Origin of the sequence: Bacillus sp. DHT2, assembly GCF_026241455.1 — a bacterium.
GTDB lineage: Bacteria > Bacillota > Bacilli > Bacillales > Bacillaceae_G > Bacillus_A > Bacillus_A pseudomycoides.
In genome coordinates this window covers 1-249 of the sequence record NZ_JAPHWH010000119.1, presented here as the reverse complement: position 1 = coordinate 249, position 249 = coordinate 1, and the positions used below count along the sequence as shown (strand labels likewise).

Sequence of the window (249 nt, the reverse complement as noted above, 5' to 3'; positions counted from 1 at the left end):
CCATTGATTGATTTTAACTTTTTTCAGATTTTTTTTAATTACAGAATGAATCTCTTGCAACTTTTTTACTATCTCTCCAATGCTATCGAGCTGTGCCATTACTTTATTTTCAATACCGCCTTCTTCTTCTGCCTTTTCAATTTTTTGTCCAGTCTTTTTTTTCTGTTTTTCCATTCTTTCTAACACATCAAACGTATATTTAATGTTCCATATTTTCACTTGTAGTAAACACTGTTTTTCCATTTCTGA

Annotated in this window: 1 pseudogene; it reads right to left on the bottom strand. The window is 29.7% G+C overall.

Going from position 1 to position 249, the window contains the following annotated elements:
* Positions 1 to 249: pseudogene (locus tag ORL93_RS31175) on the bottom strand (DUF2953 domain-containing protein); the annotation flags it as partial.